Annotated in this window: 30 protein-coding genes; 23 read left to right on the top strand and 7 right to left on the bottom strand. The window is 67.8% G+C overall.

Annotated features, from left to right (window positions below; translation table 11 throughout):
• Nucleotides 1-27 precede the first annotated feature (27 nt).
• Nucleotides 28-759: a DUF3750 domain-containing protein gene (locus tag AC07O0_RS04600; RefSeq protein ID WP_494620431.1), complete on the bottom strand. Its 732-nt coding sequence runs from the start codon at nucleotides 757-759 to the stop codon at nucleotides 28-30.
• Between the two features lie 153 nt (nucleotides 760-912).
• Here AC07O0_RS04600 and AC07O0_RS04605 point away from each other — a divergent pair, with 153 nt between their 5' ends.
• The 5 genes from AC07O0_RS04605 to AC07O0_RS04625 all read left to right on the top strand — a co-directional run bounded on the left by AC07O0_RS04605 (nucleotide 913) and on the right by AC07O0_RS04625 (nucleotide 5,409).
• Nucleotides 913-2,007: a polyamine ABC transporter substrate-binding protein gene (locus tag AC07O0_RS04605; protein WP_494620433.1), complete on the top strand. Its 1,095-nt coding sequence runs from the start codon at nucleotides 913-915 to the stop codon at nucleotides 2,005-2,007.
• The gene (locus tag AC07O0_RS04610; RefSeq protein WP_494620435.1) at nucleotides 2,004-3,179 is read left to right on the top strand and encodes an ABC transporter ATP-binding protein; all 1,176 of its coding nucleotides are present in this window, start codon (nucleotides 2,004-2,006) and stop codon (nucleotides 3,177-3,179) included. The genes AC07O0_RS04605 and AC07O0_RS04610 overlap by 4 nt, the downstream gene beginning before the upstream one ends.
• 178 nt (nucleotides 3,180-3,357) lie before the next feature.
• Complete coding sequence (locus tag AC07O0_RS04615) at nucleotides 3,358-4,263, top strand: ABC transporter permease (RefSeq protein ID WP_494620437.1); 906 nt, start codon at nucleotides 3,358-3,360, stop codon at nucleotides 4,261-4,263.
• Nucleotides 4,260-5,048: an ABC transporter permease gene (locus AC07O0_RS04620; protein ID WP_494620439.1), complete on the top strand. Its 789-nt coding sequence runs from the start codon at nucleotides 4,260-4,262 to the stop codon at nucleotides 5,046-5,048. Before AC07O0_RS04615 ends, AC07O0_RS04620 begins: the two co-directional genes overlap by 4 nt.
• Before the next feature lie 106 nt (nucleotides 5,049-5,154).
• Nucleotides 5,155-5,409 carry a hypothetical protein gene (locus tag AC07O0_RS04625; RefSeq protein ID WP_494620441.1) on the top strand — a complete coding sequence of 85 codons (255 nt, stop codon included), beginning with the start codon at nucleotides 5,155-5,157 and terminating at the stop codon, nucleotides 5,407-5,409.
• 28 nt (nucleotides 5,410-5,437) lie between these two features.
• On the opposite strand, the gene scpA is transcribed toward AC07O0_RS04625, so the two are convergent.
• The 4 genes from scpA to AC07O0_RS04645 form a co-directional block, all read right to left on the bottom strand.
• On the bottom strand, nucleotides 5,438-7,603 hold the full coding sequence (gene scpA, locus AC07O0_RS04630) for a methylmalonyl-CoA mutase (protein WP_494620443.1): 2,166 nt from the start codon (nucleotides 7,601-7,603) through the stop codon (nucleotides 5,438-5,440).
• Entirely contained in the window at nucleotides 7,600-8,427 is an 828-nt protein-coding gene (thiD, locus tag AC07O0_RS04635; RefSeq protein ID WP_494620664.1) for a bifunctional hydroxymethylpyrimidine kinase/phosphomethylpyrimidine kinase, read from the bottom strand. The genes scpA and thiD overlap by 4 nt, the downstream gene beginning before the upstream one ends.
• On the bottom strand, nucleotides 8,424-10,346 hold the full coding sequence (locus AC07O0_RS04640) for a methylmalonyl-CoA mutase family protein (RefSeq protein ID WP_494620445.1): 1,923 nt from the start codon (nucleotides 10,344-10,346) through the stop codon (nucleotides 8,424-8,426). The genes thiD and AC07O0_RS04640 overlap by 4 nt, the downstream gene beginning before the upstream one ends.
• 246 nt (nucleotides 10,347-10,592) lie before the next feature.
• Nucleotides 10,593-10,979, bottom strand: a complete 387-nt coding sequence (locus tag AC07O0_RS04645) for a DUF2267 domain-containing protein (protein WP_454025969.1) — start codon at nucleotides 10,977-10,979, stop codon at nucleotides 10,593-10,595.
• 150 nt (nucleotides 10,980-11,129) lie between these two features.
• Between AC07O0_RS04645 and AC07O0_RS04650 the strand changes: the two genes are divergently transcribed.
• The 10 genes from AC07O0_RS04650 to AC07O0_RS04695 all read left to right on the top strand — a co-directional run bounded on the left by AC07O0_RS04650 (nucleotide 11,130) and on the right by AC07O0_RS04695 (nucleotide 19,880).
• Nucleotides 11,130-12,671 carry a helicase HerA-like domain-containing protein gene (locus tag AC07O0_RS04650; RefSeq protein WP_494620448.1) on the top strand — a complete coding sequence of 514 codons (1,542 nt, stop codon included), beginning with the start codon at nucleotides 11,130-11,132 and terminating at the stop codon, nucleotides 12,669-12,671.
• Nucleotides 12,672-12,759: 88 nt separating this feature from the next.
• A complete protein-coding gene (locus tag AC07O0_RS04655; RefSeq protein ID WP_494620450.1) occupies nucleotides 12,760-14,142 on the top strand; it encodes a M20/M25/M40 family metallo-hydrolase in 1,383 nt (460 codons plus the stop codon).
• Nucleotides 14,139-14,720 (top strand): LOG family protein, encoded by a 582-nt coding sequence (locus AC07O0_RS04660; RefSeq protein WP_494620452.1) that lies wholly within the window; start codon nucleotides 14,139-14,141, stop codon nucleotides 14,718-14,720. The genes AC07O0_RS04655 and AC07O0_RS04660 overlap by 4 nt, the downstream gene beginning before the upstream one ends.
• A 151-nt stretch (nucleotides 14,721-14,871) precedes the next feature.
• On the top strand, nucleotides 14,872-15,270 hold the full coding sequence (locus AC07O0_RS04665) for a hypothetical protein (protein ID WP_494620454.1): 399 nt from the start codon (nucleotides 14,872-14,874) through the stop codon (nucleotides 15,268-15,270).
• Nucleotides 15,251-16,516 carry a DNA-packaging protein gene (locus AC07O0_RS04670; protein WP_494620666.1) on the top strand — a complete coding sequence of 422 codons (1,266 nt, stop codon included), beginning with the start codon at nucleotides 15,251-15,253 and terminating at the stop codon, nucleotides 16,514-16,516. Before AC07O0_RS04665 ends, AC07O0_RS04670 begins: the two co-directional genes overlap by 20 nt.
• Nucleotides 16,517-16,548: 32 nt before the next feature.
• Nucleotides 16,549-17,721: a phage portal protein gene (locus AC07O0_RS04675; protein WP_494620456.1), complete on the top strand. Its 1,173-nt coding sequence runs from the start codon at nucleotides 16,549-16,551 to the stop codon at nucleotides 17,719-17,721.
• On the top strand, nucleotides 17,718-17,918 hold the full coding sequence (locus tag AC07O0_RS04680; RefSeq protein WP_186418980.1) for a hypothetical protein: 201 nt from the start codon (nucleotides 17,718-17,720) through the stop codon (nucleotides 17,916-17,918). The genes AC07O0_RS04675 and AC07O0_RS04680 overlap by 4 nt, the downstream gene beginning before the upstream one ends.
• Nucleotides 17,915-18,082 carry a hypothetical protein gene (locus AC07O0_RS04685; RefSeq protein ID WP_494620458.1) on the top strand — a complete coding sequence of 56 codons (168 nt, stop codon included), beginning with the start codon at nucleotides 17,915-17,917 and terminating at the stop codon, nucleotides 18,080-18,082. The genes AC07O0_RS04680 and AC07O0_RS04685 overlap by 4 nt, the downstream gene beginning before the upstream one ends.
• Nucleotides 18,079-18,603 (top strand): HK97 family phage prohead protease, encoded by a 525-nt coding sequence (locus AC07O0_RS04690; RefSeq protein WP_494620459.1) that lies wholly within the window; start codon nucleotides 18,079-18,081, stop codon nucleotides 18,601-18,603. The genes AC07O0_RS04685 and AC07O0_RS04690 overlap by 4 nt, the downstream gene beginning before the upstream one ends.
• A gap of 35 nt (nucleotides 18,604-18,638) precedes the next feature.
• Nucleotides 18,639-19,880, top strand: coding sequence for a phage major capsid protein (locus AC07O0_RS04695; RefSeq protein ID WP_494620461.1), 1,242 nt, complete (start codon nucleotides 18,639-18,641; stop codon nucleotides 19,878-19,880).
• 6 nt (nucleotides 19,881-19,886) lie between these two features.
• Here AC07O0_RS04695 and AC07O0_RS04700 read toward each other — a convergent pair whose 3' ends face one another.
• Entirely contained in the window at nucleotides 19,887-20,741 is an 855-nt protein-coding gene (locus AC07O0_RS04700) for a S1 family peptidase (RefSeq protein ID WP_494620463.1), read from the bottom strand.
• A 78-nt stretch (nucleotides 20,742-20,819) separates the two neighbouring features.
• Nucleotides 20,820-21,593 carry a S1 family peptidase gene (locus AC07O0_RS04705; protein ID WP_494620465.1) on the bottom strand — a complete coding sequence of 258 codons (774 nt, stop codon included), beginning with the start codon at nucleotides 21,591-21,593 and terminating at the stop codon, nucleotides 20,820-20,822.
• Between the two features lie 74 nt (nucleotides 21,594-21,667).
• Between AC07O0_RS04705 and AC07O0_RS04710 the strand changes: the two genes are divergently transcribed.
• Genes AC07O0_RS04710 through AC07O0_RS04745 form a run of 8 tightly spaced genes read left to right on the top strand, consistent with a single transcriptional unit; the run spans nucleotide 21,668 to nucleotide 25,287 of the window.
• Nucleotides 21,668-22,237: a head-tail connector protein gene (locus tag AC07O0_RS04710; protein WP_494620467.1), complete on the top strand. Its 570-nt coding sequence runs from the start codon at nucleotides 21,668-21,670 to the stop codon at nucleotides 22,235-22,237.
• Nucleotides 22,237-22,584, top strand: coding sequence for a phage head closure protein (locus AC07O0_RS04715; RefSeq protein ID WP_494620469.1), 348 nt, complete (start codon nucleotides 22,237-22,239; stop codon nucleotides 22,582-22,584). Before AC07O0_RS04710 ends, AC07O0_RS04715 begins: the two co-directional genes overlap by 1 nt.
• Nucleotides 22,581-22,991: a DUF3168 domain-containing protein gene (locus AC07O0_RS04720; RefSeq protein ID WP_494620471.1), complete on the top strand. Its 411-nt coding sequence runs from the start codon at nucleotides 22,581-22,583 to the stop codon at nucleotides 22,989-22,991. The genes AC07O0_RS04715 and AC07O0_RS04720 overlap by 4 nt, the downstream gene beginning before the upstream one ends.
• A 20-nt stretch (nucleotides 22,992-23,011) precedes the next feature.
• Nucleotides 23,012-23,422: a phage major tail protein, TP901-1 family gene (locus AC07O0_RS04725; protein ID WP_494620473.1), complete on the top strand. Its 411-nt coding sequence runs from the start codon at nucleotides 23,012-23,014 to the stop codon at nucleotides 23,420-23,422.
• A gap of 11 nt (nucleotides 23,423-23,433) precedes the next feature.
• On the top strand, nucleotides 23,434-23,787 hold the full coding sequence (locus tag AC07O0_RS04730; protein ID WP_494620475.1) for a gene transfer agent family protein: 354 nt from the start codon (nucleotides 23,434-23,436) through the stop codon (nucleotides 23,785-23,787).
• Nucleotides 23,788-23,801: 14 nt separating this feature from the next.
• Complete coding sequence (locus AC07O0_RS04735) at nucleotides 23,802-24,029, top strand: rcc01693 family protein (protein ID WP_494620668.1); 228 nt, start codon at nucleotides 23,802-23,804, stop codon at nucleotides 24,027-24,029.
• Nucleotides 24,022-24,612, top strand: coding sequence for a phage tail tape measure protein (locus tag AC07O0_RS04740; protein ID WP_494620477.1), 591 nt, complete (start codon nucleotides 24,022-24,024; stop codon nucleotides 24,610-24,612). The genes AC07O0_RS04735 and AC07O0_RS04740 overlap by 8 nt, the downstream gene beginning before the upstream one ends.
• A 33-nt stretch (nucleotides 24,613-24,645) precedes the next feature.
• Entirely contained in the window at nucleotides 24,646-25,287 is a 642-nt protein-coding gene (locus tag AC07O0_RS04745; protein ID WP_494620479.1) for a phage distal tail protein, Rcc01695 family, read from the top strand.
• Nucleotides 25,288-25,294: the final 7 nt, after the last annotated feature.

Raw genomic sequence — 25,294 nt, forward strand, 5'->3', positions numbered from 1 at the left:
GCAGCGCCCCGGAATGACGGCGATCGTTCACCACCCCACCCGCCCCCAGCCCGGCAGCTTCAGCGCTGGCCGTTGCAGGTCGAAGCCGGCGACTAGCCCGAGCAGGTTGATCTCGACGCCCTCGACCCAGCCGAAGGTCACTCCGGCGAGCCCGTAGAGCGAGGCCTGCAAGCCGGTGCGGCTCGGCGTGAAGCCGGCATAGAGCCCGCTCTCGCGCCAGTCCTTGCCAATCGCGGTCGGCGGCAAAGCGCGGCCGAGCTCCGGCACCTCGGCGAGGACGTGCTGGACGAAGCTGTTCGAGTTCGGCCCGGGCCAGGCGGCGTAGGAGCCGTAGTCACTGTAGCCATAACTCTTCACGGCGTCGCGGATGCGCGGGATCAGCAACTCTGCAGCTTCGCCCCTGATTTCGCCGACGAGCTCGGGGACATTGCCATACCAGCGGCCATCGGCGACGCGGACGTTGACGCGCACCGGGTTGCCCCAGCCGACGACGTCGAAACGGGTATAAGCTGAGGCGCCCTTCTCCTTGACCACCACCCAGGAGTGATGGGCGAAGACGCCGCGCCAGCGCCCGACGCGGGCGGCGAAGATGTGAACTGTCGCCTCGGGCGCGATGGCGGGGGCGGGCAGGAGCGCGGCGCTCGACCAGTCGGCACGGGCCCAGTCGGAGGCCAGCGGCTGCAACTGCCACCAGGCGGCATGAGTGCCGAGCGGCAGGAGAAAAACGAGCGCGAAGAACAGGAAAAACCGTCGGATCATTCTTCTGCGGAAAATAGAGGGCGAGGCGGGGCCGCAACAAGGCGCGACGGAGCGTCGCCGATCACGAAATCGAGGTTGAGGCTTGGCTACAAGCTGTTAGCTTGCCCGCGCGAAATCTAGAGGAGGGGCAGATTGCGCACTTTGACGTCGGTTATGCATAGCTTGGCCGCTGCGGCGGCTCTCGGGCTCGCTCTTGCGGCCGGCCCGGCAGGAGCGCAGGAAAACAAGGAACTGCGCATCTTCAACTGGTCGGACTACGTCAATCCGGAGGTGCTCGACGCCTTCAAGAAAGAGACCGGCATCACCGTCGTCTACGACACCTTCGACCAGATGGAGACGGTCGAGACCAAGCTGCTCGCCGGCAAGACCGGCTACGATCTCGTCGTCGTCACCGCATCCTTCCTGCCCAGGCACATCCCGCTCGGGCTCTATACGCCGATCGACACCGCCAAAGTCCCGAATCTCAAGCACGCCTGGCCGGAGATCAAGCAGCGCCTGTCGAAATACGACCCCGGCAACAAGTTCGCCGTGAACTATATGTGGGGCACCACCGGGATCGGCTACAACACCGCCAAGATCAAGGAGCGGCTCGGCAACGACGCCGTCATCGACAGCTGGAGCATCGTCTTCGATCCGGAGAAGCTGAAGAAGCTCTCCAATTGCGGGGTGCATGTGCTCGACGCGGTCGAGGAGATGTTCCCGGCGGCGCTGCGCTATCTCGGGCTCGATTCCGATTCGAAGAACGAGGCCGATCTCAACAAGGCTGGCGAATTGCTGCGCAAGATCCGGCCGCACATCCAGAAGTTCCATTCGTCGGAATACATCAACGCGCTCGCCAACGGCGATATCTGCCTGGCGGTCGGCTATTCCGGCGATGTGCTGCAGGCGAAGAAGCGCGCCAGCGAGGCCAAGAACAAGGTCGAGATCGCCTATTCGATCCCGAAGGAAGGCGCGCTGATGTGGTTCGATTCCTTCGTCATCCCGAAGGATGCCGGCAATCAGGACGCGGCGCTGAAGTTCATCGACTTCGTCAACCGGCCCGAGATGGCGGCGAAGAACTCGGACTTCATCCAGTACGCCAACGGCAATATCGCCTCGAAGCCGCTGCTTTCGGCCGAGGTCCGGGACAATCCTGGCATCTATCCGCCGGATGCGGTTATGGGCCGGCTCTATACGATCACGCCCTACGACCAGAAGACGCAGCGGGTGGTCAACCGGCTGTGGACTCGCGTCAAGAGCGGCAGGTGAACCGGCCTGAGGCTGCTGGAAGGCGCGCCTCGCCGGGCAGCGTCCGGCGGGATTTCCAGCCCTGGAACGATCCGGCCGCCAAGCCGCTGGTCGAATTCCGCAATGTGACCAAGCGCTTCGGCGCGGTGGTCGCGGTCGACCGGCTGTCGCTTTCGATCCATCAGCGCGAGTTCTTCGCGCTGCTAGGCCCGTCCGGGTGCGGCAAGACCACGCTGATGCGGATGCTCGCCGGCTTCGAGCAGCCCGACGAGGGCGAAATCCTGCTCGACGGCGTCGACATTACGGCCGTGCCGCCGCACCGGCGGCCGGTCAACATGATGTTCCAGTCCTATGCGCTGTTCCCGCATCTGAGCGTCGGCGACAACATCGCCTACGGGCTGAAGCGTGAAGGCTTGCCCAAGGTGGAGATCGCTGCGCGCGTCGACGCGATGCTTGGGCGCGTGCGTCTCAAGGGCATGGAGAAGCGCCGGCCGGACCAGCTCTCGGGCGGCCAGCGCCAGCGCGTCGCGCTCGCCCGCGCGCTGGTCAAGCAGCCGAAGCTCCTCCTGCTCGACGAGCCGCTCGGAGCGCTCGACAAGAAATTGCGCGAAGAGACGCAATACGAGCTGATGGACCTCCAGGCCGATCTCGGCCTGACCTTCATGGTCGTCACGCATGACCAGGACGAGGCCATGACCATGGCCGACCGCATGGCGGTGATGGATCATGGCCAGCTGCTGCAGATCGCGCCGCCTGACCTGGTCTACGAGGCGCCATCCAGCCGGTTCGTCGCCGAGTTCGTCGGCGACATCAACCTCATCGAGGGTAGGGTCACCGCCGTCGCGGGCGATCTCGTCACGCTGGAGAGCGGGCCCGCCGGCGTGATCGAGCTCGACGAGGATGCGCCGAGCTGCCGGCCGGGCGATGCGCTCACTGTCGGCCTGCGCCCCGAGAAGGTCGCGCTCAGCCATGAAGAGCCGGTACAGGACGTCAACAAGGTCGCCGGCGAGATCTGGGACATCGGCTATCTCGGCGACATGACCATGGTTCAGGTCATGGTCGGCGGCGACGAGGGCAAGCTTTTCAAGGTCTCGCTGACCAACCGCACCAGGCGGATCGAGCGGCCGTTCGCCTGGGAAGACAAGGTCTGGCTCTCCTGGGACGTCGAGGCGGGCATGGTGCTGGCGTCGTGAGCGCCATCTGGAACCGCCTTCGTCTTTCCGGGGCAGCGCGTAGCGCTGAGCCCGGAACCCAGAGCCGATGCCAGATGTCGGAAGAGTGCGGCGTCGCTTTCGCTCTTTCGATGAAGCGCATCGGTTCTGGGTTCCGGGCTCGCTGCTGCGCAGCGCCCCGGAATGACGGCGGAGCGCTGTGGTGAGCACGCCGGTTCCCCGAGGTGCCGGGACGGGGCGCGGCCTCTTGGTCGCGGCCATTCCCTATCTCTGGCTCGTCGCCTTCTTCCTTGCGCCCTTCGTGATCGTGCTGCGGATCGCGCTTTCGGACGCCGCGACCGACCAGCCGCCTTATGCGCCGCATTTCCCCGGCATCGGCCAGCTCGGCGAGTTCCTCGGTCAGCTCGATCTGGAGAATTTCCGCCTGCTCGGCGACGACCCGCTCTACTGGCAGAGCTACCTCTCCTCGCTGCGCATCGCGGCGCTGACCACGCTGATCGCCCTCGCGATCGGCTACCCGCTCGCCTATGCGATGGCGCTGGCACCGAAGCGCTGGCAGGGCATCCTGCTCGTCCTCGTCATTCTGCCGTTCTGGACCTCGTTCCTGATCCGCGTCTACGCCTGGATCGGCATCCTGCGGCCAGACGGGCTGCTCGACATGGCGCTGATGGGTATCGGGCTGACCAACGAACCCCTGCGCCTGCTCAACACCGATGCCGCCGTGCTGATTGGCATGGTCTATTCCTATCTGCCCTTCATGGTCCTGCCGTTGTTCTCGACCTTGCAGAAGCTCGACGGCACCTTGCTGGAAGCGGCCTCCGATCTCGGCGCGACGCCGCTGATCACCTTCCTGACCGTGACCTTGCCGCTCTCGATACCCGGCATCCTCGCGGGCTCGGCCCTGGTCTTCATCCCGGCGATCGGCGAGTTCGTCATTCCCGATCTACTGGGGGGATCCGATACGCTGATGGTCGGCAAGGTGCTCTGGAACGAGTTCTTCTCCAACCGCGACTGGCCGCTGGCCTCGGCGGTGGCGATCGTTCTGCTCGTCGTGCTCGTCCTGCCGCTGATGCTGCTGCAGCGGGCGAGGGGAGCAGCCCGATGAGGCGCTTCGGAGCCTTCCATCTCGCCGCGCTCGTCACCGGCTTCGCCTTCCTCTATCTGCCGATCGTCGCCCTGATCGCCTATTCCTTCAACGCTTCGCGGCTGGTGACGGTCTGGGGTGGTTTCTCGACGCATTGGTACGGCGCGCTCATGCGCAACGAGCCCTTGCTCGATGCGGCCTGGCTGACGATCCGCGTCGCGCTGGTCTCGGCGACGCTTGCCACGGTGCTGGGGACACTGGCCGCGCTGGCGCTGGCGCGCTACCGGATTTTCACCGGCCGCACCCTGTTCTCCGGCATGGTGATGGCGCCGCTGGTGATGCCGGAGGTGATCACCGGCCTGTCGCTGCTGCTGCTCTTCGTCGCTGGTGATGTTGAGCGCGGCTACTGGACCGTGGTGATCGCCCACGCGACCTTCAGCCTCGGCTTCGCCTGCATCGTCGTGCAGGCCAGGCTCGCCGGCTTCGACCGCTCGCTGGAGGAAGCCGCGCGTGATCTTGGCGCGACGCCGGTGGAGACCTTCGCGACGGTGACGCTGCCGCTGATCTGGCCGGCAGTGGCCGCCGCCTGGATGCTGGCCTTCACGCTCTCGCTCGACGACCTCGTCATCGCGAGCTTCACCACCGGCCCGGGCGCGACGACCTTGCCGATGCGGCTCTATTCGGCGATCCGGCTCGGGGTGACGCCCGAGATCAACGCCGCCTGCACGATCATGATCGCGGCGGTGGCGGTCGCGGTGATCGGAGCCTCCCTGCTGATGAAGCGGGACGCGTTGGCGGGGCGCTGAGCTAAACGGACGCTGAACGTCCCGCTCAAAACCGGTTCAGCCGAGCGGCGCGATAGTGCGTGCCAGAGCGGGAAGCGTTTCCGCTCCGGCACAAGGAGACATCACGATGTTTCGCACTCTCGCTTCTGCCGGCCTCATCGCAGCCGCCGCGCTCGGGATCAGCGCGGCATCGCCCAGCAAGGCCGAGGCCGGCGTCCTGATCCAGCAGGCCTATTATGACGGTCCGGGCTATGGCTGGCGTGCGCCGCCGGCCTATGGCTACTGGGGCGTGCCGCGCTGGCGTCGCCACTACGAGGGCCCGCGCTTCTACGGCCCGCCGCCCCCGCCGCCGCGCTACCACCGCCGCTGGCGTGAATGGTGAGGCCTGAAAATGAGCGCAGCGCGGCGGATCACTCCGCCGCGCTTTTCTGCGCGTAGCCGAGCCGCTGGTTGAGCTCCTCCAGCAGCTTCTCGGCTGCATCCGCGATGACAGTGCCAGGCGGGAAGATCGCCGAGGCGCCGGCCGCGATCAGGGCGTCGAAATCCTGCGGCGGGATCACGCCGCCGACCACGATCATGATGTCGGGCCGGCCGGCCTTGGCGAGCGCAGCTTTCAGCTCCGGCACCAGTGTCAGATGGCCTGCCGCCAGCGAGGAGACGCCGACGATGTGGACGTCATTCTCGACGCCTTGCCGCGCCGCCTCGTCCGGAGTGGCGAAGAGCGGGCCGATATCGACGTCGAAGCCGAGATCGGCAAAGGCCGAGGCGATCACCTTCTGGCCGCGGTCATGCCCGTCCTGGCCCATCTTGGCGACGAGGATGCGCGGGCGGCGTCCATCCGCCTCCTCGAAGGCCTCGCACATCAATTGCACGCGCGTCACGGCAGGGTTCATCTCGCCGACCTCCCGCTTGTAGACGCCCGAGATCGCCTTGATCTCGGCGCGGTGGCGCCCGAAGACCGTCTCCATCGCCATCGAGATTTCGCCGACGGTCGCCTTCGCCCGCGCTGCCTTGACGGCGAGGTCGAGCAGGTTGCCGTCGCCTTGCGCGCCGTTGGTCAGCGCGGTGAGGGCGGCTTGCGTCTCCGCCTCGTTGCGCTCGGCTTTGAGCCGCCGGAGCTTGTCGAGCTGCTGGGCGCGGACCGAAGCGTTGTCGACCTTGAGGACGTCGATCGCCGCTTCGTTCTCGGGCTTGTAGATGTTGACGCCGATGATCGCCTGCTGGCCGCCATCGATGCGCGCCTGCGTCTTGGCGGCAGCTTCCTCGATCCGGAGCTTGGGGATGCCGGCCTCGATCGCCTTGGCCATGCCGCCCAGCGCTTCGACCTCCTGGATATGGCCCCAGGCCTTGGCCGCGAGCTCGGCGGTGAGCCGCTCGACATAATAGGAGCCACCCCAGGGATCGATGATCCGGTTGGTGCCGCTCTCCTGCTGCAGCACGATCTGGGTATTGCGGGCGATGCGGGCGGAGAAATCGGTCGGCAGCGCCAGCGCCTCGTCGAGCGCGTTGGTGTGCAGCGACTGGGTGTGCCCCTGCGTCGCCGCCATCGCTTCGATCATGGTGCGCGGCACGTTGTTGAAGACGTCCTGCGCGGTCAGCGACCAGCCCGAGGTCTGGCAATGGGTGCGCAAGGGCAGCGACTTTTCGTTCTGCGCGCCGAAATCCTTGACCAGCTTGGCCCAGATCAGCCGCGCGGCCCTGAGCTTCGCCACCTCCATGAAGAAATTCATGCCGATGGCCCAGAAGAAGGAGAGCCGTGGGGCGAAGACGTCGACGCCAAGACCCGCCTGCTGGCCGGCGCGGATATACTCGACGCCGTCGGCGAGGGTGTAGCCGAGCTCGAGGTCCTGCGTCGCTCCGGCCTCCTGCATGTGGTAGCCGGAGATCGAGATCGAATTAAACTTCGGCATGTTCGCCGAGGTGTAGGCGAAGATGTCGCCGATGATCCGCATCGAGGGCGAGGGCGGGTAGATATAGGTGTTGCGGACCATGAACTCCTTGAGGATGTCGTTCTGAATGGTCCCCGAGAGCTTGGCCGCCGGCACGCCCTGCTCTTCCGCCGCGACGATATAGAGCGCCAGCACCGGCAGCACGGCGCCGTTCATGGTCATCGACACGCTCATCTGGTCGAGCGGGATGCCGGAGAACAGCGTGCGCATGTCGTAGATCGAGTCGATCGCGACGCCGGCCATGCCGACATCGCCGCCGACGCGTGGATGGTCGCTGTCATAGCCGCGATGGGTGGCGAGATCGAAGGCGACCGAGAGGCCCTTCTGCCCGGCGGCAAGATTGCGCCGATAGAACGCGTTCGAGTCCTCCGCCGTGGAGAAGCCGGCATATTGCCGGATCGTCCAGGGCTGGTTGACGTACATGGTCGGGTAAGGGCCGCGCAGATAGGGCGCGATGCCGGGAAGCGTGCCGACGAAGGGCAGGCCGTCGCGATCGGCGGCGGTGTAGAGCGGCTTGACCGGGATGTCCTCCGGCGTCTGCCAAAGCTCGCCCGTGCTCTGAGGAGCGGCCGCGCTCGCCGCGGCATCGGCGAAAGCGAGCTTCGTGAAATCCGGGATCGCGGTCATGGCTTGCTCCCGTCTGGCCTGTCCCACCAATGGTGGAAATGATGCACCGGTCCGTGGCCGCGGCCAACCTTGACCGTGTCCGAGGCCGCGATCGCGGCCGAGATATAGCTTTTGGCCAGCGCCACCGCTTCGTTGAGCGCGATGCCGTGGGCAAGGCCGGAGGCGATCGCCGAGGAGAGTGTGCAGCCGGTGCCGTGGGTGTTCTGGGTGGCGATGCGCGGCGCGACCAGGCGCTCGCGGCGGCCATCCTTGCCGATCAGGATATCGACGCTGTCGTCGCCGGTGCCATGGCCGCCCTTGACCAGCACATTGGCTGCGCCAAGAGCGAGCAGCGCCTCGGCTTGCTCTGCGGCGGCATCTTCCGTCTCCGCCATGGCGGTTCCGAGCAGGGCGGCTGCCTCTGGTAGATTGGGCGTGACGATCGTGCAGAGCGGCAGCAGGCGGCGCTTCAGCGCCTCGATCGCATCTTCCTTCAGGAGGCGCCCGCCGGAAGCCGCGATCATCACCGGATCGAGCACGATGTTCTTCGCGTTATGGCGTTCGAGCCCGTCGGCGACGGTCTCGATCAGCTCGGCAGTTGCAAGCATGCCGATCTTTACCGCATCGACCGCGAGGTCGTCGAAGACGGCGTCGATCTGCGCGGCGACGAAATCGGCCGGCACCGGATGGATCGCCGTCACCGCGGTGGTGTTCTGCGCGGTCAGCGCGACGATGACGCTGGCGCCATAGACCTGGTGCGCGGCGAAGGTCTTGAGGTCGGCCTGGATGCCGGCGCCGCCGCTGGAGTCGGAGCCCGCAATGGTGAGCGCGATCGGCATGCTTATCCCTTGTTCGTGCTGACTGGGGATATGGCGATCGCCAGCGCATCCTGCAGCACGGCGATGGCGTCGCCGCCTGCGAAGACGAAATTCGTCACACCGGCCTCGCGCAGCGCCGCCTCCTGCTCGCCCGGACGGCCGGCGAGCCAGACCGTGGCTCCGGCCGCGATCAGCGCCTTCGCTGCAGGGATCGCCTCGGCGGCATAGGCCTCGTCGGAGCCGCATAGGCAGGCGAGCTTCGCGCCCGAAGCATGGAAGGCCGCGACGAGCGCGTCGAGATCGGTCGCGCCGGTCTTGGCGAAGCCGTCGCCGGAAGGCGCAGCGATGCCGCCGGCCTCGAACAGGTTGCGCGCGAAGCCGGCGCGGGCGGTGAAGCCAGCGATCGAGCCCAGCGTGGCAAGGAAGGCCGTGGGCCGCTCGCCGGCAGCTTCGGCGATGTCGGCGCTGGCGCGCAGCGCCTCGAACGGTTCGGCCAGGCGGATGCTCGGCAGAGCTTCGACGGTGACCGCGCCGGTTGCCTCACCATTCGGCCGGGGCGCCGGAGGCGGTGCCAGCACCGATACCGAGGCCTCCGACAGGTTCGGGAATTCGCTGGTGCCGGTGATCGGCTCGCGCCGGATCGCGATCGCCTTGGCCCGGGCATCGCGCTCACGCGACAGCCCCTTCTGGATATGGCCGTTGGCGAGGGCGCCGACGATGCCGGTCAGGTCTCCGGAGCTTTCCGCTTCGAGGTCCTGGAACTTGCGCCAGCCCTGCTCGCACAGCGCCTGCGTCAGTGCCTCGAAGCCGCCGGCTCCGGCGGCCGGGTCGGCAACGCGCCAGAGATTGGCTTCTTCGAGCAGGATCAATTGGGTATTGCGCGCAATGCGCCGGGCGAAACCGTCGGGCAGGCCGAGCGCTGCGGTGAATGGCTGCACGCCGATCGAATCGGCGCCGCCGACGCCGGCCGAGAAGGCAGCGATCGTGCCGCGCAGCAGGTTGACCCAGGGATCGCGCCGGGTCAGCGAGCGCCAAGCGGTCTCGGCATGGATGAAGACGGGCTTCGGATCGAGGCCGCAGGCGCGCTGCACCCGGTCCCAAAGCAGGCGCGCGGCCCGCAGCTTGGCGATGGTGACGAACTCGTCGGCATCAGCGACGAGCGTGAAGGAAATGGCGTCGCGCGCCTCGGTGAGCGGGATGCTTTGCGCCTCCAGCAGGCGCAGATAGGTCACGGCCGTCGCCAGCACGGCTCCGAGCTCCTGCGCCTCGGTCGCGCCGGCCTCATGCCAGATCCGGCCATCGGCGGCGAGGAACGGGCCGGCGAAGCCGCGCCTCTTCAGATTGGCGATCGTCTCGGCGATGCGTTTGCCGAGCTCGGGTAAGGAGGGGGTGAGCGCTCCGGTGCTCGCCAGCACGCCGATCGGCTCCATGCCGAAATCGATCTGGAGGGAGGAGGGGGTATGGCCGCGCTTCTCGGCCAGATCGGCCAGCAGCAGCGCCTGCTTGCGCCCGCCGGGGGCCAGGTCAAGACGCAGGCGGACAAGGTCGAGCATGACGCCGTCGAGCGCTGTATCGAGTGCTTCGACGGATGTTGCGGTAAGGCCGAAGCCACGCGCCGAAGGCGCACCGGCGAAAGCCAGGCTGAGGGAATCGGCGCCGCCTTCCAGCTCCGCGAGGGCGAGCCTTGCCGCCTCGGTGGCTTCCGGATGATCGACGCGCGCAGCGACTCGCCAGCGCCCAGCTTCTGCGCGCAGGGGGCGTGCGCCTTGTTCGGATGCCGCCTCGTAGAGCGGTTCAATACGGACGCCGTCCGTCGTCCGCCCGACCAGCTTCTTCTCGAAATCGGCGCCCTTCAGCACCTTGTCGACCGCCGCGCGCCACTGCGCTTCGCCCGGGGTGGGGAAAGCATCCATGAAGGGCAGGTCGGCGAGGACTGTCGAGGTCATCAGCAACGAACTCCTTGCACGCATTCCTCCCGCCATATCCATCAGGCGATCGAAGACGCGCCAATTGGCGGTCCATTGTGCAACCGCGAAGTCCTGATTGCCATGGCTCGGCGCGAACGCAAATGCCCCCTTTGTCGGAAAGCCGTGCCGAAATGCCTATCCCCGCGACAGGGAACGCCTATGCCTGCAAACGAAAACGCCGCCCGATAGGGGCGGCGCTACCGTAATTCGAGGGGGTAGTTCCGCTCAGACGAACTGGCCGAGACCCGGGATCGCGCCGACGATCGCGCCCATCGTGTCCTCGCCCGCCTTCTCGCGGCCGACCGCGAACATTTCCTTCGAGACGCTCTGGATCTGGCCCATCGACAGGCCGGCGCCCATCAGCTGGCCGCCGAGCGCCATGACGCCGCCGCCACCGCCCATCATGCCGCCGATCGTGCCGAGAAGCCCACCTTTAGCTCCGCCTTCCGCTTCGGCGAGCTCCTGCGCGCCCGGCAGTGCCGCCATCAGCTGGCCGATCTCGGCCGCGGGACCTTCCTTCTGCAGGAAGGCGAGGATGATGCCGATCGCCTTCTGGGCCAGCGACTGGTCGAGGCCGGAAGCGGCCATGATGCGGGAGATCAGTTCATCCATCGTGCGGTCCTCTGGTACTGAGTCTTCTGGTGCTCTCAAAATAGTTTACACATAAACTATCTCGGATGGAAGCGATCTTCATGCTTCCGCCCCACTTCTCGTTTCGCTACACCCTTTCCACGACCTTATGGCAACGGAACAGACGCGACCATGGCGGATGACGGCACGATCCTGATCGGCAAGAGCGAGAAGCCGGAGGTGCTGCTGCTCAAGCTCGCCAACCGCCACGGCCTGGTCACCGGCGCGACCGGCACCGGCAAGACGGTGACCTTGCAGGTGCTGGCAGAGGGCTTCGCCAAGCACGGCGTGCCGGTCTTCGCCGCCGACATCAAGGGCGACCTCTCCGGCATTGCCGCGCCCGGCAATTCCAAGCCGCCCTTCGTTAAGCGCGCCGAGGAACTCAAGCTCAAATACGAGCCCGACCAGTTCACCACCGTGTTCTGGGACGTGTTCGGCGAGCAGGGCCATCCGGTTCGCGCCACGATCTCGGAGATGGGCCCGCTGCTGCTGGCGCGCCTGCTCGACCTCAACGACACCCAGGAAGGCGTGCTCAACATCGCCTTCCGCATCGCCGACGAGCAGAAGCTCTTGCTGCTCGACCTCAAGGACCTGCGGGCGATCCTCGCCTTCATCGCCGAGAACGCGCAGGAGCTGACGACCAAATACGGCAACGTCACCTCTGCCTCGGTCGGCACCATCCAGCGCGCTCTGCTCGTGCTGGAGAACCAGAAGGGCGACCTGTTCTTCGGCGAGCCGGCGCTCGACATCAACGACCTGATGAAGACCGACCGCGAAGGCCGCGGCATCGTCAACATCATGGCCGCCGACAAGCTGATGGCCAATCCGCGGCTCTATGCCACCTTCCTGCTCTGGCTGCTCTCGGAATTGTTCGAGCAGCTGCCGGAGGTCGGCGACCTCGACAAGCCAAAGCTCGTCTTCTTCTTCGACGAGGCACATCTGCTCTTCAACGGCGCGCCCAAGGCGTTGCTGACCGCGGTCGAGCAGGTGGTGCGCCTGATCCGCTCCAAGGGCGTCGGCGTCTATTTCGTCACGCAGAACCCGCTCGATATTCCCGACACGGTGCTGGCCCAGCTTGGCAACCGCGTCCAGCACGCGCTGCGCGCCTTCACCCCGCGCGATCAGAAGGCGGTCAGGGCCGCGGCCGAGACCTTCCGGCAGAACCCGAAGATCAACACCGAGCAGGCGATCACCCAGCTCGCCGTCGGCGAGGCGCTGGTCTCGACGCTGGAAGGCAAGGGCTCGCCGACCATAGTCGAGCGCTGCCTGATCGCGCCACCGATGGCGCAGGTCGGCCCGATCACGCCGCAGGAGCGGGCGCAGTGCATGCGCGACTCCGGCTTCACCGGCAAATACGACACGATGGTCGACCGCGACTCGGCCTATGAGGCGCTGATGAAGCGCAAGGGCATGAATGCCGACGGTTCGCCGGTCGAGGCCTCGGCGGAAGGGGGCGGCGGCATCCTCGACACGATCGGCGGCTGGCTCGGCGGTGGCGCTCCCCAGCAACGCCCGAAGACTGGCCCGGGTTCGCGTGGCGGCCCGCTGCCGCAGAGCATGACGGAGAAGATCATCACCTCGGCTGCGCGCTCGGCTGCGACCTCGATCGGCCGTCAGGTCGGCAACGCCATCCTGCGCGGCGTGCTCGGGAGCCTCACGGGCGGGCGGCGATAATCAATCTGCCGTCATGCGCGCGGACGGCTGGTATCGTCCGCGCGACTGGGCATGATGGCGCCACCGGAATCAGCCTCCAGTGAGCGCCATGTCCCAGCTTCCCGCCATCCTCTCCCGCCTCGACGCCGATCTCGACGCTTCGCTGGCGCGCCTGTCGTCCTGGCTCGAAATCCCTTCGATCGGGACCGATCCGGCCTTCAATCCGCAGACGCGCCAGGCAGCCGAGTGGCTGCGGGCCGATCTCGAAGGCCTCGGCTTCAAGGCCGAGCTGCGCGAGACCGGCGGCCATCCGGTCGTGCTGGCGCATCGCCCGAAGCCGGGCGCGCCGCATGCGCTGTTCTATGGCCATTACGACGTCCAGCCGGTCGATCCGCTCGAACTCTGGGACAACGATCCGTTCAAGCCGGCGGTCAAGGAGATCGAGCCGGGGCGCAAGGCGATCCTCGCGCGCGGCGCCTGCGACGACAAGGGCCAGGTGATGACCTTCATCGAGGCGATGCGCGCGACGCTCGCCGAGACCGGCGACCTGCCGATCGGCCTCACCATTCTGGTCGAGGGCGAGGAGGAATCCGGTTCGGTCAACCTGCCGGGCTTCATCAAGGCCAATGCGGCCGAACTGAAGGCCGATTTTGCACTGGTCTGCGACACCGGCATGTGGGATCGCGTTACGCCGCTGATCACCTCGACCCTGCGCGGCATGGTCTATCAGGAGGTCAGGCTGACCGCCGCCGACCGCGACCTGCATTCGGGCATGTTCGGCGGCGCCGCCGCCAATCCGATCCATGTGCTGACCAAGATCGTCGCCGAGATCCATGACGAGACCGGCCGGATCACCATTCCCGGCTTCTATGACGGCGTGCACGAGCCGACCAATGCGCAGAAGGCCGAATGGGCCGATCTCAACCTGACCGAGACGGAGTTCCTCGGCCAGATCGGGCTGAAGCACTCGATCGGCGAGAAAGGCCGCATGCTGATCGAGCAGATCCAGTCGCGCCCGACCTGCGACGTCAACGGCATCTGGGGCGGCTATACCGGCGAGGGCTCGAAGACTGTCATTCCGGCCAAGGCCTCGGCCAAGGTCTCCTTCCGCCTCGTCGGCGACCAGGATCCGGAAAAGATCGCCGCCGCCTTCCACCAGTTCGTGCGCGAGCGGCTGCCGGAGGATGTCACCGCCGAGTTCATCGGCCATTCCGGCTCGCCGGCGCTGGCGGTGCCGGTCGATTCCCCGGTCCTGCACAAGGCGCGCAAGGCCCTCGCCGAGGAATGGGGCGGCCGCGTCGTCAGCATCGGCAGCGGCGGCTCGATCCCGGTCGGCGGCGACTTCAAGCGCACGCTCGGGCTCGACACGCTCTTCGTCGGCTTCGGCCTCGACGACGACCGCATCCATTCGCCGAACGAGAAATACGATCTCTCCTCCTTCCACAAGGGCCAGCGCTCCTGGGCCCGCATCTTGCAAGCACTCGCCTCATGAAATCAGTCTGTGTCTTCTGCGGCTCGAGCCCGGGCCATGATCCCGTCCATGCCGAGGGCGCCCGCGCCATGGGCACGGCCATCGCCAAACGCGGCCTGACGCTGGTCTATGGCGGCGGCGCCGTCGGCCTGATGGGCATCGTCGCCAATGCCGCGCTCGAAGCCGGCGGCGAGGTCCATGGCGTGATCCCGCGGGCGCTGCGCGAGAAGGAAGTCGGCCACAACAAGCTGACCAGGCTCGACGTGGTCGAGACCATGCATATCCGCAAGGCGCGCATGGCCGAGCTCTCCGACGGCTTCATCGCCATGTCCGGCGGGATCGGTACCTTCGAGGAGATCTTCGAGATCTGGACCTGGAGCCAGCTCGGCATCCACGGCAAGCCGCTCGGCTTCCTCAACATCGATGGCTTCTACGACGCGCTCGCCGCCTTCCTCGACAACACGACGAAGGCCGGCTTCATGTGGCAGGCCCATCGCGACATGGCGATGATGGAGACCGACCCGGCGGCGCTGCTCGACAAGATGGACGCCTACAAGCCGCAGACCCAGATCAAATGGGTGGAGAAGTCGGAGGTTTGATGCCTCTTCTGATAATAGGAATTTTATCCTTGACATCGTGACGCTGATCGGGTAGAGATCAGGAACGCTCACGAATTGCGCCTGAGACGAACGAAGCCGCCGCGCTGCCCAGCCGGCGGCTTTTGCGTGTCCGGGCCGAGCCGAGGTTCCGATGACCGACGAGACTGATGAGACCGCCCCGGCTCGGCCGGCGGTGAAGCGCAAGCCCGCGCCGCGCGGCCGCAAGGCCGTGATCAGTAAGCTCTGGAAGGCAGCGCAGACGCAGCTCGAAGCGCATGAGGCACATCTGGCCGAGCTACCTGCGGGCGCCGCCGCGAGCGAGACCGACGCCAAGACGCTGGCGACGCTCGCTCGCACCGTGCGCGAGCTGGTCGCTCTGGATTCTGCCGCAGCGGGGGAGGGAGGAAAGTCCGAGGATGAGCCCAGCCCCGCCGAAGGATTGCGCCGGGTCGATGAGCTTCGCAGCGAGCTTGGACGCCGTCTTGCGGCGCTTGCCGCCGAGGAGGCGGGCGCGACTGGTGCGTCGCCTCATGGAGACGGCCTCACCTGAAGAGCAGCCAATTATTCTGACGACTTGGGCCGCGTGGGCGCGTCCGGATCAGTTTCCCACCTTCCATGAGAGCTGGTTCAGCTGGCTGGTCCTCGGTGGCCGAGGGGCCGGCAAGACCCGGACAGGCGCCGAATGGGTGCGCGGGGCCGCACTGGGGCGATGGCCGTTCGCGGCCGAACCCGTCGGCCGCATAGCCCTTGTCGGCGAAACGCAGGCGCAGGTTCGCGACGTGATGATCGAGGGCGTCTCCGGACTGCTTTCGATCCATCATCGCTGGGAAAAGCCGATCTGGTCGCCATCTCGGCGCCGGCTCGAATGGGGCAATGGCGCGATCGCGCAGGTGTTCACCGCCGAGGATCCGGAAGGCCTGCGCGGGCCGCAATTCGGCGCCGCCTGGTCCGATGAACTGGCGAAATGGCCGAACCTTCAGGAGACCTGGGACATGCTGCAACTCGGCCTGAGGCTCGGCGACCGGCCGCGCCAGGTGGTGACGACGACGCCGCGTCCACTGCCGTTGATCAAGCGGCTGCTCGACGACCCGCGCGTCGCCGTCAGCCGGGCCGCGACCAGCGCCAACCGCTTCAACCTGGCGCCGAGCTTTCTAGACAGCGTGCAGCAGGCTTATGGCGGCACGCGGCTCGGCCGGCAGGAGCTCGAAGGCGAGATCGTCGAGGAAAGTGCCGATGCGCTCTGGAGCCGGGCGCTGATCGAGGACTGCCGCGAGCGCGAGGCGCCGCCGCTGGCGCGGATTGTGGTGGCGGTCGACCCGCCGGCGTCTTCGTCCAAGCGGGCTGACTCTTGTGGGCTCGTCGCAGCCGGGATCGACCGTGACGGCATCGGCCATGTGCTGGCGGATGCGACGCTGGCCGGCGCCAAGCCACATGAATGGGCGCAGGTCGCCGTCGCGCTCTATCGCCGGCTGGAGGCCGACGCCTTGGTGGTCGAGGTCAACCAGGGTGGCGAGATGGCGACAAGTGTCATCCGCGAGGTCGATCCCGGCGTGCCGGTGACGCCGGTAAGGGCTTCGCGCGGGAAATTCCTGCGGGCCGAGCCGGTGGCGGCGCTCTATGCGCAGGGCCGGGTGCGCCACGCCGGGGCTTTCCCGGCGCTGGAGGATGAGATGTGTGACTTCGGCCCAACCGGCCTGAGCTCAGGCCGCTCGCCCGACCGGCTCGATGCGCTGGTCTGGGCGCTGACCCATCTGATGCTCGGGCCGAAGGGCCGGCCGCGGGTGAGGGGGCTTTAGCGCCCGCCCATCGCAACAACAGCGAGACACTAATGCTCAATTTCCTTCGCAGCCTGCGCGGTCTCACCGCGCCGGAACGGAAGCGCTCGCGCGTCGGGCCGCTGATCGCCCTGCACGAGGCCGGTCGCCCGGTCTGGACGCCGCGCGACTATGGCGCCCTTGCAAGGGAGGGCTACCAGCGCAATCCGGTGGTGCATCGCTGCGTCCGGCTGATCGCCGAGGCGGCGGCGCAGACCCAGCTGATCGCCAAGGTCGGCGAGCGTGAGATGCCGGAGCATCCGGCGCTGGCGCTGATCGATCGGCCCAATCCGCGCCAGGGCGGCATCGCCTTCCGCGAGATGCTCTACGGTCACCTGCTCGTCGCCGGAAATGCCTATGTCGAGGCGGCAAGCATCGGCCGCGAGCCGCGCGAACTCTATGCGCTGCGGCCCGACCGGATGCGGGTGGTGCCCGGCCGTGATGGCTGGCCCGAAGCCTATGACTATTCGGTCGGCGCGCAGACGATCCGCTTCAGCCAGGACGAGGGCGCGCTGCCGCCGATCCTGCATCTGTCGCTGTTCCATCCGGTCGACGATCATTACGGTCTGTCGCCGATCGAGGCGGCGGCCTGCTCGCTCGACGTCCACAACGCTGCCGGCGCCTGGCACAAGGCGCTGCTCGACAATGCGGCGCGGCCGTCCGGTGCGCTGGTCTATGACGGGCCCGAAGGCGGCACGCTGACCGAGGCGCAGTTCGAGCGGCTGAAGCAGGAGCTGGAGGACGGTTTCCAGGGTGCGCGCAACGCAGGGCGGCCGCTGCTGCTCGAAGGCGGGCTCGACTGGAAGCCGCTCTCATTGTCGCCGGCCGAACTCGACTTCGTCGCCGCCAAGGGCGTCGCCGCCCGCGAGATTGCGCTCGCCTTCGGCGTGCCGCCGCTGCTGCTCGGCCTGCCCGGCGACAACACCCATGCCAATTTCGCCGAGGCCAACCGCGCCTTCTGGCGCCAGACGCTGATCCCGCTGGTCAGGCGCACGGCGCAGTCGCTGGCGCAATGGCTCGGCCCGGCCTTCGGCGATGCGCTCTCGCTCGAGCCCGATCTCGATGCGATCGAGGCGCTGGCGGACGAGCGGGAATCGCTCTGGCGGCGGGTCTCCGCAGCTGGGTTTCTCAACGAAGACGAGAAACGCGAGGCGGTCGGCTATGGCCGCCGGGAGGTGTCGTCATGAGTCCCTTCGATGAAGCCGCGGCGGGGATCGTCGCGCGCGGCGATCTCGGCCATCTCGCGCTGCTGCTCTGGGCCTTCTGCGCCTCGGGGCTCGCGCTGTTTGCCCTGCGCGAGCTGATCGCCGCCAACCGGCGCTTCGACGAGTTCGTGCGCGAATTCGCCCGCTTCAATGCCCGCTACGAGGGAGGGGATTCATGAGCAAGACCGGTGGCAAATCGCCGCCCAGGCCGGCTCCCGCGGCTGTCAGGTCGGGCATGGCGCCCCGGCCCGGCCGCCAGCCGCGCGAGGTGTTCGGACGCTTCTTCGAGACGCTCGGACAGCTCGACGCCAGTGGTCGTAGCGGGCGGGGAGGGGCGCGATGAGAGCCGTTTCGCCTCGTTATTCCGCATTGGCGCGGGAGGCCAAGTTCCTGGCGCAGCCGCTGGCCCGGGTCGAGCCGGACGGCGCTTTCGAGGGCTATGCCAGCCTGTTCCGCATCGCCGATCTCGGCAAGGATGTGGTCGAGCCCGGCGCCTTCCGCGACAGCCTCGCCCGCCGCGGCGCCGCCGGTATCAGGATGCTCTGGCAGCATGATCCGACGCAGCCGATCGGCCGCTGGCTCGAACTGCGCGAGGATTCGCGTGGCCTTTATGTTCGAGGCCGGCTCTCGCTCGCCGTGGCGCGGGCCCGCGAGCTGCATGCGCTGATGCGCGACGGCGCGGTCGACGGGCTTTCGATCGGCTTCCGCTCGCAGCGCGCCCGCAGCGAGCCGCGCAGCGGGCTGCGTCGGCTGGAGAAGGTCGACCTCTGGGAGATCTCGCTCGTCACCTTCCCGATGCTGCCGCAGGCAAGGGTCAGCGCCGTCAAGGCGCTGCGCCCGCCCGGCCGCGCTGTCTTTGCCTGAAACCAACCTGAAGCCGCAGAACCACAGGAGATTCCATGACTGCGCTGAACCAGGCTCCCGAGACCAAGGCGACCGGCGAGGCCGCCGCTATCTATGACGATCTGCGCTATACGCTGGAGGCCTATCGCTCCACCAATGACGAGCGGTTGGCCGAGCTCGAGACCCGCATGGGCGGCGATGTGCTGACCGGCGAGAAGCTCGCCCGCCTCGACGACGCGCTCGACGAGACCCGCCGCCGGCTCGACCGGCTGAGCCTCGACAGTCGCCGCCCGGCGCTGGGCGTGAACGAGGATCGCGACCCTGCGGTGGCCGAACACAAGACTGCCTTCGCGGCTTACGTTCGCCATGGCGAGGCCACCGGGCTGAAGCGGCTCGAGGCCAAGGCGCTTTCCGCCGGCTCCGGCCCGGATGGCGGCTATCTCGCGCCCTCGACGGTCGAGGGCGAGATCCTGCGCCGTCTCGCGACCGTCTCGCCGATCCGCTCGATCGCGACGGTGCGCACCATCTCCTCCGGCACCTACAAGAAGGCGTTCTCGACCACCGGCCCGGCCTCCGGCTGGGTGGCGGAGACGGCGGCGCGTCCGCAGACCGGCACGCCGACGCTGGCCGAACTCTCCTTCCCGGCGATGGAACTCTACGCCATGCCGGCGGCGACGCAGACCCTGCTCGACGACGCCATCGTCGACATCGACCAATGGATCGCCGAGGAGGTCGAAAGCGCCTTCGCCGAGCAGGAGGGAGCGGCCTTCGTCAATGGCGATGGCGTCGACAAGCCGAAGGGCTTCCTGGCTTATCCGATTGTCGCCGATGCGAGCTGGAGCTGGGGCAACATCGGCACGCTGAAGACCGGCGTCGCCGGCGCCTTCGCCGCCTCGAACCCGTCCGACACCCTGGTCGATCTCGTCTATGCGCTGAAGGCCGGCTATCGCCAGAACGCCAGCTTCGTGATGAACCGCAAGACGCAAGCTGCGGTGCGCAAGTTCAAGGACTCGACCGGCCAGTATCTCTGGCAGCCGCCGGCCGCTGCGGGCGCGCAGGCGACGCTGCTCGGTTTCCCGGTCGTCGAGGCCGAGGACATGCCGAACATTGCGACCGACTCGGTCTCGATCGCCTTCGGTGACTTCCGGCGCGGCTATCTCGTCGTCGACCGGGCGGGCGTACGGATCCTGCGCGATCCCTACTCCGCCAAGCCGCATGTGCTGTTCTACACGACCAAGCGCGTCGGCGGCGGCGTGCAGGACTTCGCCGCGATCAAGGGGCTGAAGTTCTCGGCCTGACCGCGGCTAACGCCCGAACCACCAGCTGTAGCTTGCGCTCGGGCGGGCATTCTCGCCCGCCTGGCGCGGCTCGTCGCCATAGTTGAGCAGCCGCTCGCTCGCCTCGGCGATCCAGGCACGGTGGTCGTTGATCGGGGTGATCGCGGTGAAGCCGCCGCAGATCAGCTTGACGCGCGAGCTCAAGGGGCCGCTCGACCAGGAGACGATGCCGACGAGATCACGCGATCCGGGCGGACCACGTAGTACTGGCCCACCGGAGTCGCCACGGCAGGCGCCGGCGCCGAGGATCTCGCCACGGTTCTCGGTGTCGACCGCGACCTTGACCGTGTTGGCAGTGGTGTAGTTGCCGGCGTTGACCAAGGTCACCTCGCGCAATGTGCGCGCGGTCTTCTTGTTCGTCTCCGAAGCGAGGCCGAAACCGGCCATGGTCACGGTCTCGCCCTGCCACAGGCCGCTGCCGAGCGTCAGCGGCTGGATGTCGGCCGGCAGCGGCGCGGCGAGACGCAACAGCGCGAGGTCAGCGCCCGGCTGGGTGCGCGGCGTCGTACCGGGCACGAAGGTCGGGTGCGGCAGCACGGCCGCGACGGCATGCGTGCGGTTGCGGAAGCGCTTGTCGAGGCTGATCACGCGGACTGATCCGCCGGTCATCAGGCAATGCGCTGCCGTGACCACGAGTTCGGAGGAGATCGCCGCGCCGGAGCAGAGCTCGCCGCGGCTGGTCTCGACCCGCAAGGTCGAGGCGCGCACGCCATCGACCGCGCGCGACTGCACGCCGCCGATCACCGCTTGTGCCGGCACAGTCATCTGCAGGCCGGCGCAAAAAGCGATTGCGGCGGTCGCTGCGCGCTTGGAGGAGGTCATGGTCGAGGCCATCATTGCCATGGTGCCAGTCTAGGGTTTGCTGCAGCGCAGTCCAGTGCTCTTCGTAGACAAGGGCGATCAGGGAGCAGTCGTCCAGTCGGCGCTCTCGCCCCAGCCGGACAACGTGCGATCGATCCAGCTACGCTGCGGCGCGACGAGAACGCCCTGGCTGAGCAGGCCGCATTGCTTGCCTGATGGTCCGGTCGACCAGCTGGAGACGGCGACGACGCCGTCCGAGCCCGCGAGGATCGGTCCGCCGGAATCGCCCTGGCAGGCGCCGGCGCCGGGGCGCTTGCCGCCGGTCGCCGGGTCAGAGGCCCAGAGCAGGATCTTGCCGGGCCCGTAAGGTTCGACGGTGGCGAGCGAGGCCGAACGGTAGGTGCCAGTGGTCTTCGCCTCGCCCTCGCGCGCGACGCCGTAGCCTGCGAGCGTGACCGGCGATCCGGCTCGCGGCAGGCCACTGTCGACCAGCGTCGCGGTCGAGAAACGCGCCGGCAGCGGCGCCGCCAGCCTGACCAGGGCGAGGTCGATCGAACGCTGCCGGTTCGTGACGGACTTGGCGTTGAATTCGGGATGAAGGGCGATCGCCGCCGGCTCGATCAGCACGGGCTCGCCGCCATCGCGCCAATGGATGCGCAGGTCGACGCGGGCATCGGCGCAATGGGCGGCGGTGAGGATGGTGCGGCGCGACAGCACGATGCCGGTGCAGACGCCGCCCCGCGCATTCAGGATCATCAGGGTCGCGCCGGCGAGAGGGCCACCCTCGCGCCCGCCGACCACCGCCGAGGCGGGCCAGGGCGCAGCGAGTGCCGCTGCCAAGGCCGTCAGTGCAATCGCCGCTCTGCCACGCATCGAACCGTCTCCGCTGTCGGGCCGGGCTCGATACAGCATCGCTGGCACTGTTCAAACCGGAAAGAGGAAGGACCATGACGCCGCTCGCGTTGACGCCGCCGGCCATCGAGCCGGTCTCGCTGTCGGAAGCCAAGGACTTTCTGCGGATCATCGCCGATGACGAGGACGAATTGCTCGGGACCTTGATCACGGCGGCAAGGCTGATGATCGAGGCCGCCTCCGGACGCCTGCTGATCGAGCAGGGCTGGCGAATCGTGCTCGATGCCTGGCCGCAGGGCGGCGAGATCCGCCTGCCGCTCTCACCGGTGCGCAGCCTCACCGCTGCACGCGTTCATCCTGCCGTTGGCGCTGCAGAAACGATTGTGCCGTCGTCACTGACTCTGGTCGAGGGGGCCGATCCACCGCTGATCAGAGTTACCGGGCCGGTGCCGATGCCCGGCCGCGCCCATGGCTCGGTCGAGGTCGACCTCGTTGCCGGTTTCGGCGCAACGCGCGATACGGTGCCGGCGCCGTTGCGGCAGGCCGTGCTGCGACTCGCCTGCCGCTGGTTCGAACATCGCGGCGACGTGGTCAGCCGTGATGCACTACGGCTGCCGGCCGAGATCGCCGCACTCGTCGCGCCCTTTCGCCGCGTGAGGCTGTGATGCTCCGCGAGACATCGAAGGGACGCCGCCCCGTCGGCGCACTGCGCCGGCGCCTGCTCCTGGAGGCGCCCGTCGAGGCGGCGGATGGCGCCGGTGGCCAGTTGCGCAGCTTCGAAACGATCGCCGCCGTCTGGGCTCAGGTCGAATGGCTTTCGGGCAATGAGCGTTGGCGGGCCGAGCGGCCTGAGCAGGCGATGAGCCACCATATCACCCTGCGCTGGCGTGCCGGAGTCGATGCCGGCCAGCGCCTGCGTGATGGCGACCAGGTCTTCGAGATCCGCACGGTCGGCGATCCCGATGGCGGTCGCCGGCGCCTCGTCTGCCTGGTCGAGGAGGTGAGCCGATGAGCGACGCCATCCTGCCGCTGCGGCGCACCATCCACGCACATCTCTCGGGTGATGCCGGGCTGACGGCCCTGATCGGAGCGGGCCGCATCCATGACGAGCCGCCGCGTGCCTTCAGCGGGCTCTACATCGTCCATGGCGAGGTCACGGCCGAGGACTGGTCGACCGGCAGCGATCGTGGCTGCGAGCAGAAGTTCTCCCTGACAGTTTGGGCCGGGGAGAGCGCCTCCTCGCGCAAGGCGCTCGAGGCGGCAGCGCGCATCGTCGCCAGCCTGGAAAGCGCTGCGCTCGCACCGGAGAGCCACCGCCTGGTCAATCTCGGTTGGCTCTCCTCGAAGCTCGCCCGCGATCCCAAAACCCATCTGCCGACCGTGACGCTGACCTTCCGGGCCGTCACCGAGGCGCTCTGACCCCTACGAAAGGACCGCCGATGCCCGCCCAGAAAGGCAAGGACCTGCTGCTCAAGGCTGCCGATGCCGGCGGCGGCTTCGTCACCGTGGCGGGCCTGCGCGCCCGCCAGATCGCCTTCAATGCCGAGGCAGTCGACGTCACCCATGCCGAGTCGGCCGGGCGCTGGCGCGAATTGCTGGCGGGCGCCGGCATGCGCCGCGCCAGCATCAGCGGCGCCGGCATCTTCAAGGACGAGTCCTCTGACGCGTTGGTACGCCAGATCTTCTTCGACGGCGCGATCCGGGACTGGCAGGTGATCGTGCCCGATTTCGGCGTGATCACCGGGCCGTTCCAGCTTTCGACGCTCGAATATCGCGGCGACCACGCTGCCGAAGTCACCTTCGAGCTGTCGCTAGAATCGGCCGGCCAGCTCAGCTTCACGCTCGCCTGAGGAACGCTCGCATGGTCAATCGCTACAGGGGCGAGGTCGCCCTGATGGTCGAGGGGCGGGCGCTGCCGATGCGGCTCACTCTCGGCGCACTCGCCGAGCTCGAGGACGCCTTCGCGGTCGAGAATCTGCCAGCGCTGGGCGAACGCTTCGCCGCCGGCCGGCTCTCGGCCCGCGACATCACGCGCATCCTCTCAGCCGGCTTGCGCGGCGCCGGCGGCACGATGGCCGTGGACGAGGTGGCGGCGCTCTCTTTCGACGGCGGGCTCAACGGCGCCATCGCCGCGGCGATCGCACTGCTCGAAGCCACCTTCGCGCCGGCAGGCGAGGGGGTGGAATCCCGCCCTCATGCGCCGCCGGCGGCTTAGGCGCTCCGGCGGCGATTCCCTTTCCCTGGCGCGAAGTGATGGCCTTCGGGCTCGGGCGCCTGCGCTGGACGCCGGACGCCTTCTGGGCCGCGACCCCGCGCGAGATCCTCGCGGCGATCGGTGCTCATCGGCCATCTCAGATGAGCGAGGCACCTCCACGGGCTGCGCTCGATGCGCTGATGCAGGCCCATCCGGACCAGCTTTCCCGTGACGACGATTGGAAGGGCTGCATCAATGGCTGACGAAGACGGTTCTCCCTCATTCGATTTCGGCGGCCTGCGCACGCTGAATACGCTGACCCAGAGTCTGACGAAGGCGTCGCAGGCCTTCGGCAAGTCGATCACCACGGCTTTCGCCAGCGGCATCGTCGAGGGCAAGCGCTTCGAGGACGTGCTGCGCAGCATCGGCACCTCGCTGAGCCAGAGCTTGCTTAAATCGGCGCTGAAGCCGCTGCAGAGCGCGATCTCGAGCTGGCTCGGCTCCGGCATCAACAGCCTGGCCGGGCTTTTCAGCGGAGGCATCGGAGGCGGTGGCGGCAGCCCGCCAGTGACGTTCTTCGCCGATGGGGGCGTTATCGGAGCGCCATCCTATTTCGCCATGGGGCGCGGGCTCGGGCTGATGGGCGAACGCGGAGCAGAGGCCATCATGCCGCTGTCGCGTGGTCCCGACGGCAAGCTCGGCGTGCGGGCAGGCGGCGGCGAGCGGCGCCCGGTCAGCGTCACCGTCCAGGTCTCGACGCCTGATGCCGACAGCTTCCGCCGCTCCGAGGCGCAGGTCTCGGCGGCGATCGCGCGCGCGGTGGCGCGCGGCAACCGGGCCCTCTGAGCCCCGCATGACGACAGGACAGGGAGGGGCGGCATGAGCGGCTTCCATGAGGTGCGCTTCCCGGCGGGAATCGCCCGCGGCGCACGTGGTGGGCCGGAACGGCTGACCCAGGTCGTGACGTTGGCCTCGGGCCGGGAGGTTCGCAACAGCCGTTGGGCGCATTCGCGCCGACGCTATGACGCCGGCTTCGGCATCCGCACGCTCGATGCGCTGGCCGAAGTCGTCGGCTTTTTCGAGGAAAGGCGCGGCCGGCTCTATGGCTTTCGTTGGCGTGACCAGCTCGACTGGAAGAGCAGTGCCCCATCTGCGACGCCCGCAGCGAACGATCAGCAGATCGGCGTCGGCGACGGCGCGACGCGGGTCTTCCAGCTCTGCAAGCTCTATGGCGGCCTGCATGCGCCCTATGTCCGCCGCATCACCAAGCCTGTCGCTGGAACGGTGCTGATCGCTGTCGACGGTGTCGCACAGGCGCAGCCGACGGCCGTGTCCTGCGATCACGCCAGCGGTGCAGTCACCTTCGTCGTCGGCCATGCCCCGCCTGCCGGCGCCGTCGTCAGCGCCGGCTTTTCCTTTGACGTTCCGGTTCGCTTCGACACCGATGCGATCGAGGTCGACCTGTCGGCCTTCGAGGCCGGTGACATCCCCAAGATCCCGATCGTCGAGATCGCCGACTAAAGGCTTT

The organism is Allobosea sp. GW821-FHT10B12 (assembly GCF_059415545.1).

Bases quoted from the DNA above. Each gene is read 5' to 3' on its own strand.
- AC07O0_RS04600 (WP_494620431.1), bottom strand. From the start codon at position 759: ATGATCCGACGGTTTTTCCTGTTCTTCGCGCTCGTTTTTCTCCTGCCG.
- AC07O0_RS04605 (WP_494620433.1), top strand. From the start codon at position 913: ATGCATAGCTTGGCCGCTGCGGCGGCTCTCGGGCTCGCTCTTGCGGCC.
- AC07O0_RS04620 (WP_494620439.1), top strand. From the start codon at position 4,260: ATGAGGCGCTTCGGAGCCTTCCATCTCGCCGCGCTCGTCACCGGCTTC.
- AC07O0_RS04625 (WP_494620441.1), top strand. From the start codon at position 5,155: ATGTTTCGCACTCTCGCTTCTGCCGGCCTCATCGCAGCCGCCGCGCTC.
- scpA (WP_494620443.1), bottom strand. From the start codon at position 7,603: ATGACCGCGATCCCGGATTTCACGAAGCTCGCTTTCGCCGATGCCGCG.
- AC07O0_RS04640 (WP_494620445.1), bottom strand. From the start codon at position 10,346: ATGACCTCGACAGTCCTCGCCGACCTGCCCTTCATGGATGCTTTCCCC.
- AC07O0_RS04645 (WP_454025969.1), bottom strand. From the start codon at position 10,979: ATGGATGAACTGATCTCCCGCATCATGGCCGCTTCCGGCCTCGACCAG.
- AC07O0_RS04650 (WP_494620448.1), top strand. From the start codon at position 11,130: ATGGCGGATGACGGCACGATCCTGATCGGCAAGAGCGAGAAGCCGGAG.
- AC07O0_RS04655 (WP_494620450.1), top strand. From the start codon at position 12,760: ATGTCCCAGCTTCCCGCCATCCTCTCCCGCCTCGACGCCGATCTCGAC.
- AC07O0_RS04660 (WP_494620452.1), top strand. From the start codon at position 14,139: ATGAAATCAGTCTGTGTCTTCTGCGGCTCGAGCCCGGGCCATGATCCC.
- AC07O0_RS04665 (WP_494620454.1), top strand. From the start codon at position 14,872: ATGACCGACGAGACTGATGAGACCGCCCCGGCTCGGCCGGCGGTGAAG.
- AC07O0_RS04670 (WP_494620666.1), top strand. From the start codon at position 15,251: ATGGAGACGGCCTCACCTGAAGAGCAGCCAATTATTCTGACGACTTGG.
- AC07O0_RS04675 (WP_494620456.1), top strand. From the start codon at position 16,549: ATGCTCAATTTCCTTCGCAGCCTGCGCGGTCTCACCGCGCCGGAACGG.
- AC07O0_RS04680 (WP_186418980.1), top strand. From the start codon at position 17,718: ATGAGTCCCTTCGATGAAGCCGCGGCGGGGATCGTCGCGCGCGGCGAT.
- AC07O0_RS04685 (WP_494620458.1), top strand. From the start codon at position 17,915: ATGAGCAAGACCGGTGGCAAATCGCCGCCCAGGCCGGCTCCCGCGGCT.
- AC07O0_RS04690 (WP_494620459.1), top strand. From the start codon at position 18,079: ATGAGAGCCGTTTCGCCTCGTTATTCCGCATTGGCGCGGGAGGCCAAG.
- AC07O0_RS04695 (WP_494620461.1), top strand. From the start codon at position 18,639: ATGACTGCGCTGAACCAGGCTCCCGAGACCAAGGCGACCGGCGAGGCC.
- AC07O0_RS04700 (WP_494620463.1), bottom strand. From the start codon at position 20,741: ATGACCTCCTCCAAGCGCGCAGCGACCGCCGCAATCGCTTTTTGCGCC.
- AC07O0_RS04705 (WP_494620465.1), bottom strand. From the start codon at position 21,593: ATGCGTGGCAGAGCGGCGATTGCACTGACGGCCTTGGCAGCGGCACTC.
- AC07O0_RS04710 (WP_494620467.1), top strand. From the start codon at position 21,668: ATGACGCCGCTCGCGTTGACGCCGCCGGCCATCGAGCCGGTCTCGCTG.
- AC07O0_RS04715 (WP_494620469.1), top strand. From the start codon at position 22,237: ATGCTCCGCGAGACATCGAAGGGACGCCGCCCCGTCGGCGCACTGCGC.
- AC07O0_RS04720 (WP_494620471.1), top strand. From the start codon at position 22,581: ATGAGCGACGCCATCCTGCCGCTGCGGCGCACCATCCACGCACATCTC.
- AC07O0_RS04725 (WP_494620473.1), top strand. From the start codon at position 23,012: ATGCCCGCCCAGAAAGGCAAGGACCTGCTGCTCAAGGCTGCCGATGCC.
- AC07O0_RS04730 (WP_494620475.1), top strand. From the start codon at position 23,434: ATGGTCAATCGCTACAGGGGCGAGGTCGCCCTGATGGTCGAGGGGCGG.
- AC07O0_RS04740 (WP_494620477.1), top strand. From the start codon at position 24,022: ATGGCTGACGAAGACGGTTCTCCCTCATTCGATTTCGGCGGCCTGCGC.
- AC07O0_RS04745 (WP_494620479.1), top strand. From the start codon at position 24,646: ATGAGCGGCTTCCATGAGGTGCGCTTCCCGGCGGGAATCGCCCGCGGC.